Genomic DNA, 6,789 nt, shown 5'->3' on the forward strand with positions numbered 1-6,789 from the left:
AACATGAGCAAGCAATTCGACGTCATCGTCATCGGTGGTGGCCCCGGCGGCTACATCGCCGCCATTCGCGCCGCGCAACTGGGCTTCAACGTCGCCTGCGTCGACGAGTGGAAGAACGCCAAGGGCGGCCCCGCCCTGGGCGGCACCTGCACCAACATCGGATGCATTCCGTCGAAGGCGCTGCTGCAGTCCTCCGAGCATTACGAGCATGCGGCCAAGCACTTTCCCGAGCATGGCATCACGGTGAAGGGCCTGGAGGTCGACGTCGGCAAGATGCTGGCCCGCAAGGACCAAGTCGTGAAGCAGAACAACGACGGCATCACCTACCTCTTCAAGAAGAACAAGATCACGTCCTTCCATGGCCGTGCTTCTTTCGTGAAGACCGCAGACGGCGGCTACGAGATCAAGGTGGCGGGTGCTGCCGAAGAGTCGATCGTCGGCAAGCACATCATCGTGGCCACGGGCTCCAATGCCCGCGCGCTGCCGGGTGCGCCTTTCGACGAAGTGAACATCCTGTCGAACGACGGCGCATTGCGCGTCGGCGCGGTGCCCAAGAAGCTGGCGCTGATCGGCTCCGGCGTGATCGGCCTGGAGATGGGCTCGGTCTGGCGCCGTCTCGGTGCCGAAGTCACGGTGCTCGAAGGCCTGCCCACGTTCCTGGGTGCGGTCGACGAGCAGATCGCCAAGGAAGCCAAGAAGGCCTTCGACAAGCAGGGCCTGAAGATCGAACTGGGCGTCAAGGTCGGCGAGGTCAAGACGGACAAGAAGGGCGTGAGCGTCGCCTACACCAACGCCAAGGGCGAAGCGGTGGTGCTCGAGGCCGACAAGCTGATCGTGTCGATCGGCCGCGTGCCCAACACCATCGGCCTGAACGCCGAAGCCGTGGGTCTGGCGCTCGACGAGCGCGGCGCCATCACGGTGGACGCCGACTGCAAGACCAACCTGCCGAACGTCTGGGCGATCGGCGACGTGGTGCGCGGCCCGATGCTGGCGCACAAGGCGGAAGAAGAGGGCGTGGCCGTGGCCGAGCGCATCGCCGGCCAGCATGGGCACGTCAACTTCAACACGATCCCGTGGGTGATCTACACCTCGCCGGAGATCGCGTGGGTCGGCCAGACCGAGCAGCAACTCAAGGCCGAAGGCCGCGCCTACAAGGCCGGCACCTTCCCGTTCCTGGCGAACGGTCGGGCGCGCGCGCTGGGCGACACGACCGGCATGGTCAAGTTCCTGGCCGACGCGACCACCGACGAGATCCTCGGCGTGCACATGGTGGGCCCGCAGGTGAGCGAGCTGATCTCCGAAGCCGTCGTGGCGATGGAGTTCAAGGCCAGTGCCGAAGACATCGCCCGCATCTGCCACGCGCACCCGTCGCTGTCCGAAGCGACGAAGGAAGCCGCGCTGGCGGTCGACAAGCGCACGCTGAACTTCTGATCACGGCGCCCTGACCCTTTGAGCGTCCAACAAGCGTACGAGGCGGAACTCGCCTCGCGTGGCTTCCAGAGCGACCCCGCGCAACTGCGCGCGGTGGCCGCGCTGGATCGCTGCGCCAACGAATGGGCTGCCTACAAGGCACAGCGTTCCAACGCGCTGAAGAAGCTCATCAACCGGCCGGACGTGCCGCGTGGCGTCTACATGTACGGCGGCGTCGGCCGCGGCAAGAGCTTCCTGATGGACTGCTTCTTCAATGCCGTGCCGATCAAGCGCAAGACGCGCCTGCATTTCCATGAGTTCATGCGCGAGGTGCACCGCGAGCTGGCGGAGTTGCAGGGCATCGTCAATCCGCTGGACGAACTTGGCAAGCGCATCTCCAGGCGCTACAAGCTGATCTGCTTCGACGAATTCCACGTCGCCGACATCACCGACGCGATGATCCTGCATCGGTTGCTGGTCGCGCTGTTCGAGAACGGCGTGGGCTTCGTCACCACCTCCAATTTCAAGCCGGACGACCTGTACCCGGACGGCCTGCACCGCGACCGCATCCTGCCGGCGATCGCGCTGCTGAACGAGAAGCTCGAGGTCCTGAGTGTCGACAACGGCACCGACTACCGGCGCCGCACGCTCGAACAGGTGCGGCTGTACCTCACGCCCAACGGCCCCGAGGCCGACCGGGAGATGACCACGGCCTTCGACAAGCTCGCCGAGAGTGCTGACGAAGACCCGGTGCTGCACATCGAGGCGCGCGAGATCCTGGCCCGCCGCAAGGCCGGCGGGCTGGTCTGGTTCGACTTCAAGACGCTCTGCGGCGGCCCGCGCTCGCAGAACGACTATCTGGAGATCGCCACCCAGTTCCACACGGTGCTGCTGTCGGACGTGCCGCAGATGACGGTGGCGCGGGCGTCGGAAGCGCGCCGCTTCACCTGGCTGGTCGACGTGTTCTACGACCGCCGTGTCAAACTCATCGTGTCGGCGGCGGTCGCGCCGGAGGCGTTGTACACCGAGGGCCCGCTGGCCCACGAGTTCCCGCGCACGGTGTCCCGCCTGACCGAAATGCAGTCGGCCGAGTTCCTGGCGTTGGAACGAAGAACGGTCGACACGCGTCTGACATGACATGAGCTTCAAGCAACTTCTTCTTTGCATCGCACTGCTCGCCAGCGGTGTGCCGGTGTGGGCGCAGACCAATGCGGCGGCCGGCAACCTCGATCTGGACGCGGAACGCGCCCGTCTCTCCAAGGAGCGGGCCGAGCTCGAGGCGCGTACCAAGACCGAGCAGACCGCCTGCTACCAGCGCTTTGCGGTCGAGGATTGTCTGCAGGACAGCCGCCGCAAGCGGCGCACGGCCGAAGACAGCATCAAGCGTCAGGAAGCCGACCTCAACGACATCGAACGCAAGCGCCGTGCGGCCGCGCAACTCGAGCGCCTGGACAAGGCGCCGCCGCGCGCGCAGGACGATCCGGCGAACCAGGAGAAGGCCCGCCAGTCCCAGCAGGGCCGCGAGCAGCGCGCGGCCGACCATGCCCAGAGCCGCGCCGATGCCGCCGCGAAGGCGGAGGACAATCGTCGCGCGCTAGAGGACAAGCAGCGCAACCATGCCGAGGAGCAGGCCAAGGCCGCGCGCCTGCGGGCCGAAGCACCGGCCGAGCGTGCGCGCTTCGAGCGCAAGCAGGAACAGGCCGCGAAACACCGCGCCGATCGCGAGCGGCAGAACGCCGAGCGCACCAAGCCGCGGTCGGCTCCGCTGCCCACGCCGCCCTGAATTGAGCCCACCCCCGATGCGGCGCACTGCGTGTCGCCGCTTCCCCCTCGAGGGGCGCACCCAGCGGTCTGGCATAGCCAGTTCCGCGGGTGCCCTGGCATCTGGCTGGCCGGCCCTCAGGCTTTATCGTCGTCCTTCGGCAGTGGCTCGACCTTCAGCACGGCCAGCGACAGGTTGTCGCCGGTGCCCCGCGCACGTCGACGTGCTTCGTCCACCAGGATCTGCACCGCCATCCGCGGCGGCTGCGTGGCCAGCACGCCGCCCATTTCCTGCGGACTGAAGTAGTGCCAGAGGCCATCGCTGCAGGCCATCAGCACGTCGCCCGGTTCGAGTTTCGGGATGAAGTGCAGGTCCACCGGGGGCGGCGTGCTCGTCATGCCCAGGCAGCCGAGCAGGATGTTGCCCTGCGGGTGGATGTTGGCCTCGTGCTCGGTGATCTCGCCGCGGTCGATCAGCACCTGCACGTACGAGTGGTCGCGGGTGCGCTCCACCAACCGTTCGTTGCGGAAGAGGTAGATGCGCGAGTCACCGGCGTGGATCCAGGCGCAGCTGCCGTTCGGGTTCACCAGGAAGGCGGCGATGGTGCTGTGCGGCTCCTGTTCGCTCGACACGGCCGTCAGCTTGATCACCGTATGGGCGTCCTCGAGCACCTGCCGCAGCAACGCGCCGGCGTCGTCGCGGTCCGGGCGGTAGCGGGCGAAGAGCTGGTTCGCGGTCATCAGGACCTGGTCGGAGGCCTTGCGGCCGCCGCTGCGTCCCCCCATCCCGTCGGCGACGATGCCGAGCACGCAGCCGACCGTGCGGGGATGGCTGATCACCGCCACCTGGTCCTGCTGGTAGGCACGGTCGCCCTTGTGGAGGCCGGTGGAGGCGGAAAGTCGGAAACCTCGTGTCATGGCGCGGATGCGCCAGGGGCGCGGTTGAGATGCATCGCGGAACAGTCGTGTCGCGACGTATTATCGAACGAAGCCGTCCCGGCATCGGCGGCACCGGGCGCCGGTGCCGCCGTCGAACCGACCACCTCCTTGGACTTCAATCTTCACTCCCTGTCCCGTCAATTGATCGAGCTGCGCATGGCGCACGCCGACCTGGACGCGACCATCGATCGGCTCGGCGAGGTCGTGCCGCAGGACGAACTCCTGATGCGCCGCCTCAAGAAGCGCCGTCTGGCATTGCGCGACCAGATCGCGCGCGTCGAGCGCGCCGTCGAGCCGCAAGAGCCAGCCTGATGGTCGTCGACTCCGGCGCCTTCGACGGCGATGACGGCGAGGATGATCTGGACGCGCTGCTGGGCGCCGCGCCACCGCCGCGATCCGCTTCCCGCAGGCCGTCCGCGCTCACCCAGGAGGTTCGCGAGGCCTTCGCGCCCGACGGCGTGTTGTCGCATGCCGCCGACCAGTTCCGCGAGCGCGGCGGCCAAACGGAGATGGCGCTGGCGGTGGCGCGCACGATCGAATCCGGCGGCGAGCTGGTCGTCGAAGCCGGCACCGGCGTCGGCAAGACCTTCTCGTACCTGGTGCCGGCGCTGCTGAGCGGCGAACGCGTGCTGCTCTCCACGGCCACCAAGACCCTGCAGGACCAGCTCTTCGGCCGCGACCTGCCGCGCCTGGTCGACGCCCTGAAGCTGCCGGTGCGCACCGCGCTGCTCAAGGGCCGGGCCAGCTACCTGTGCCTGCACCGGCTGGAACTCGCGCGGCACGACACCTCGCCCGAGCGCGGCAGCCTGCGCACGCTGGCCAAGATCGAGCAATGGTCCAAGGCCACCCGCACCGGCGACCTGGCGGAGCTGCCCGGGCTGGACGAGCGCTCGCCGCTGATCCCGCTCATCACCTCGACCCGCGACAACTGCTTGGGCGCACAGTGCCCGCAGTTCAAGCCCTGCCACGTCAACCTCGCGCGGCGCGAGGCGCTGGCGGCCGATGTGGTGGTCATCAACCATCACCTGTTCTTCGCCGACCTCGCCGTGCGCGAATCGGGCATGGCCGAACTGCTGCCGTCGGTGCGCGTCGTGGTCTTCGACGAGGCACACCAGCTCAACGAGACAGGCGTCCAGTTCCTCGGTGTGCAGTTCGGCACCGGGCAGGCGCTGGACTTCGCCCGCGACGTACTGGCCGCCGGCCTGCAGCATGCGCGCGGCCTGGTCGACTGGACGCAGCGCGTGGCGGCGGTCGAGCGCGGCGCGCGCGAACTGCGGCTGGCCGTTGGCCAGCAGTGGCCGGGCGCCAAGCTGCGCTGGGCCGGCGAGGCGCCCGAAGGCGTGGCGCCCGCGCCGTGGCAGGGCGCGCTCGACGAACTGCAGCAGGCTTTCGAGGAGGCTGGCGAGGCATTGGCCACCGTCAGCGAGATCTCGCCCGACTTCGTTCGTCTGCACGAACGGGCCGAGCAGTTGGCCGAACGGGCGGGGCGCTTCGCGCAGCCCTGCGCGCTCGGCTCCGTGCGCTGGGTCGATGTGGGCACGCAGCTGCGGCTGATCGAGTCGCCGCTCGACATTGCGCAGGCGGTGCGCACGCGCGTGCTGAAGAAGGGGGCCGGCGAGCCGGAGGGCGGCGGCCGCGCCTGGATCTTCACCTCGGCCACGCTGGGCGACGACCCGCAGCTGCGCTGGTTCACCGAACCCTGCGGCCTCACCGAGGCCGAAGTGCTGCGGGTGCAGAGCCCCTTCGACTACGCACAGCAGGCGTCGCTCTACGTGCCACGCGCGTTCCCCAAGCCGAACGATCCGTCGCACGGCGCGCAGGTCGCACGGCTGGCCGCCCGTGGGGCGGCGCTGCTCGGGGGGAAGACGTTGGTGCTGACCACCACCCTGCGTGCCTTGCGCACCATCGGCGACGCGCTCCGGCAGCAACTGGACCACCTCGACGGCGCACGGCGGCCCGAGGTGCTGGTGCAGGGCGAACTGCCCAAGCGCGTGCTGATGGACCGCTTCCGCGCCGGCGATGGCCAAGGGGGCGCCGGATGCGTGCTGGTGGCTTCGGCATCGTTCTGGGAGGGCTTCGATGCGCCGGGCGATGCGCTGCAGTTCGTCGTGATCGACAAGTTGCCCTTTCCGCCGCCGAACGACCCGCTGGTCGAGGCGCGCTCGCAGCGGCTGGAGGCGCAAGGCCGCAACGCGTTCGGCGACTACTCGCTGCCGGAGGCGGCGGTCGCGCTGAAGCAGGGGGCCGGCCGGCTGATCCGGCGTGAAACCGATGTGGGGGTGCTGGCGATCTGCGACACGCGGCTGGTCACCATGGGCTACGGCCGCCGGCTGATCGCGGCCTTGCCGCCGATGCGGCGGCTCGAGAGCGAGGCCGACTTCGATGCCGCGCTAGAAACATTGACGCATTGACGCCCTGAGGCGTCAGTGCGTCAGTGAATTACCAGACCTTCCACCACGGATCGTCCTTGCCGCGGAAGCCGCGGGTGAGGTACTCGCTCTGTGGGTAGTTGGTGGTCAGCACGCGCTGGGCATCGTCGCGCAGGTCGTTCATGCCCAGCTTGTCGTAGGACTGGACCATGATGTACAGCGCCTCTTCGAGGGCCGGCACCTCGCGGTAGTCGGCCAGTGCGAGCTGGGCGCGGTTGATGGCCGCCAGGTAGGCGCCGCGCTGGTAGTA

7 protein-coding genes are annotated in these 6,789 nt (G+C 68.5%); 5 read left to right on the plus strand and 2 right to left on the minus strand.

What is annotated here, in order from left to right; genetic code table 11:
* The first annotated feature begins 3 nt into the window (after positions 1–3).
* The 3 genes from lpdA to N8A90_RS08915 are packed head-to-tail and all read left to right on the plus strand — an operon-like array spanning position 4 to position 3,193.
* Positions 4–1,431, plus strand: a complete 1,428-nt coding sequence (lpdA, locus tag N8A90_RS08905; RefSeq protein ID WP_262074394.1) for a dihydrolipoyl dehydrogenase — start codon at positions 4–6, stop codon at positions 1,429–1,431.
* 18 nt (positions 1,432–1,449) lie between these two features.
* Positions 1,450–2,547 (plus strand): cell division protein ZapE, encoded by a 1,098-nt coding sequence (zapE, locus tag N8A90_RS08910; RefSeq protein ID WP_262074396.1) that lies wholly within the window; start codon positions 1,450–1,452, stop codon positions 2,545–2,547.
* Between the two features lies 1 nt (position 2,548).
* Complete coding sequence (locus tag N8A90_RS08915) at positions 2,549–3,193, plus strand: hypothetical protein (protein ID WP_262074397.1); 645 nt, start codon at positions 2,549–2,551, stop codon at positions 3,191–3,193.
* A gap of 116 nt (positions 3,194–3,309) precedes the next feature.
* Here N8A90_RS08915 and N8A90_RS08920 read toward each other — a convergent pair whose 3' ends face one another.
* A complete protein-coding gene (locus N8A90_RS08920) occupies positions 3,310–4,089 on the minus strand; it encodes a PP2C family protein-serine/threonine phosphatase (RefSeq protein ID WP_262074398.1) in 780 nt (259 codons plus the stop codon).
* Between the two features lie 129 nt (positions 4,090–4,218).
* Between N8A90_RS08920 and N8A90_RS08925 the strand changes: the two genes are divergently transcribed.
* Entirely contained in the window at positions 4,219–4,422 is a 204-nt protein-coding gene (locus tag N8A90_RS08925; protein ID WP_262074399.1) for a YdcH family protein, read from the plus strand.
* Positions 4,422–6,521 carry an ATP-dependent DNA helicase gene (locus N8A90_RS08930; RefSeq protein ID WP_262074400.1) on the plus strand — a complete coding sequence of 700 codons (2,100 nt, stop codon included), beginning with the start codon at positions 4,422–4,424 and terminating at the stop codon, positions 6,519–6,521. Before N8A90_RS08925 ends, N8A90_RS08930 begins: the two co-directional genes overlap by 1 nt.
* Before the next feature lie 28 nt (positions 6,522–6,549).
* Here N8A90_RS08930 and N8A90_RS08935 read toward each other — a convergent pair.
* Positions 6,550–6,789 (minus strand): outer membrane protein assembly factor BamD (locus N8A90_RS08935; RefSeq protein WP_262074401.1); only part of this gene is annotated, 240 nt, incomplete at its 5' end.

It is taken from the genome of Variovorax sp. N23 (assembly GCF_025486315.1).
Lineage (GTDB): Bacteria > Pseudomonadota > Gammaproteobacteria > Burkholderiales > Burkholderiaceae_C > Variovorax.